At 40.4% G+C, this 2,328-nt stretch carries 2 protein-coding genes; both read left to right on the top strand.

All coding sequences use genetic code 11. The features are described from left to right. Positions 1-692: hypothetical protein (locus tag AB1630_12445; protein MEW6104601.1), on the top strand; the 692-nt coding region annotated here is incomplete at its 5' end. Further along, positions 689-2,328: Ig-like domain-containing protein (locus AB1630_12450; protein ID MEW6104602.1), on the top strand; the 1,640-nt coding region annotated here is incomplete at its 3' end. The genes AB1630_12445 and AB1630_12450, both read left to right, overlap by 4 nt.

Here is a 2,328-nt window from a genome sequence, read left to right on the forward strand (position 1 = left end):
TCTTACTAAGCTGTGGAGGGTGTTTCTTTATATTTGGACCAACAGAAGGCCCACCAAAAGAGTTTGATACAGACTATACAATTATTGTTCAATCTGATGATGCAAGGGAGATAACCCTTTATCTTCCCTTTCCCCATTACAAAGGGAAGCCGGATATGAGGTATTTGAAGTGGTTGAGGGAGGATCTTGTTTATTATCAGAAAAAGATTGGCACCCACCAAGGAGTTAAGGTAGATTTAGTAGACAGCGAATATGGTAAAATGCTATATATATATATACCTAAATTTTCAAAAAATGAACGTATATCTCAACTTCGATTTGAGATTAAACCATTGGGATATTCCCAACCCATCAAAATCAACCGAAAGACTGTAATTGATGACTACAAGCTTACCTATGAGGAGAAAATAAAGCCTGAGAGGGAATGGGAAAATCCAAATCCAAGCTATAAGTGGCATATATTTAAGATGTTTAATATGCCTGTCTATGCTCATTTTGAGGGAAAGGAGTTAAATGTAAGTTTTGGTTATTCTATTATGGGATATAAAAGATTTTCAATGTGGGATGGTCCTGCTTGTATTCTATACATAAGCTATTATAAAGGAGATAGAGATTTTGTTTTTACAAAATCAGGTTGGCAAAAGATGCTCATTGAAAAGATGAGTCATAAAAAGGAGGAAATGATAAAATGAAGAAGATATTGCTTTTAAGCTTAGCTTTAGCAAAGATAGGGTTTTGCTGGGGACCAATAACCCACTATTGGCTTTCTAAAAGGCAGTCAATAGGCGCAGATGAGGTATTTTGCAGAAATAGCATGGCTCCTGACCTATTCTGGGTGGGCAAGGGGATATTATATGAAAAGGAATGGGGAAATAGGGCACATTCACCCCTTCCTATTAAAATATTAAGTCCTAAACCTGAAGATGATCCACGTAAAGTATACAACTTCTCCGATGACAAGGAAAACTTTGCCTATATTATAAAACTCTGCTCATATACAGGAGATGAGGGAATCTGGAGGGGCTTTGGTAGCCATATTGCCTCTGATTGGGTTGCTCATAATCCAAAATTTCTTTCATTGCCAGAGGCATTACCTGAGGGAGAAAAAGACCCGGTAATGAAATACCACCACAATATAGAATGGGATATGGATTATTATATCTACCTTACAGAGGGTGGCCTTCCTATAGACATCCTTCCATTTCCAAGGGTAAGCCTTAGGACAAAGCCCAAGCTTATCTGGAGGGCATTGGTGAATAAGAGGCTGATTGAGTTAAAAAGGCAATATCCAGATTGGACGGATGGAAGTTTAACCACAGAAGCTATCAGCGAGGTAAAGTCCGAATGCTCCATAGGAGCAATAAAGCTCTCCGCCATAGCCTGGGCAGAGCTTATCCTTGCCCAAAATATACGCTGTCTAAAAAGAAAAGCCATTGATACTCTAAAAGGCAACCTGGAGGCCTTCAAAAGCCAATGGCCAAATAGTGATGATGGCACACCTGCCTTAGCTAATTATACAGAGTCCTGGTTTTCCATCAGAAACTGGCTGGATTGGACTCGGTATCTTCCTCCTTCCCAATATGGCACAGCGGGTGTTCCACTATTGAATGTTACCGCAAGACCAAAATCAATTCAAACAGGAGGCATGGATGATCCAGATAAGATATGGTTTGAGGTGGTAGAGAAGGCAACAGATGAAAATTTATTCTCTATCATAGAGAAAGAGGATTCAGAAGAAAATTATGAGGTTGAGGTCTCCTGTACAAATGAAACCAGGCTTAATGAAATATTTGATGAGGTGGTTGTCTACCACAAGAACAACCCTACATCTCCTGAAGATTTAATCCTTGCCCAGGTTATGGAGAAGGTCTTCCTTAAGCCATACATTACCTCTGACTATAACCCCCCAACCATTGCCAACCTTACGCCATCACAAGGCCAAGTGGGAGGAAAGCCAACCATCTCTTGTAATATCACCGATGACAAATCTGGGGTTGGCTCAATTACCTTAAAGCTTGATGACCAAGAGGTTACCCCAAGCTTCATCAATGGAAGCCTTACCTATACCCCTCCTTCTCCCCTATCCTCGGGAACCCATACCCTATTCCTCCAAGCCCTTGATAAAGCAGGAAACCCCACATATCCAGAAAGGGGAACATTTAGTGTAGATGCTGACCCTCCTTTAATTACCAATCCAAAGGTGGTTCCAAGCATAGTAACACTACGGCAGAATATAACAATTTCAGCCTATGTGGTTGATTCTCTAAGTGGTGTTGGCTCGGTTACTATTGATTTATCCTCAATTGGTGGCTTATTAAATCAACCAAT

The organism is bacterium (genome assembly GCA_040753555.1).
In the GTDB taxonomy this organism is placed as follows: Bacteria; UBA9089; UBA9088; order UBA9088; family UBA9088; genus JBFLYE01.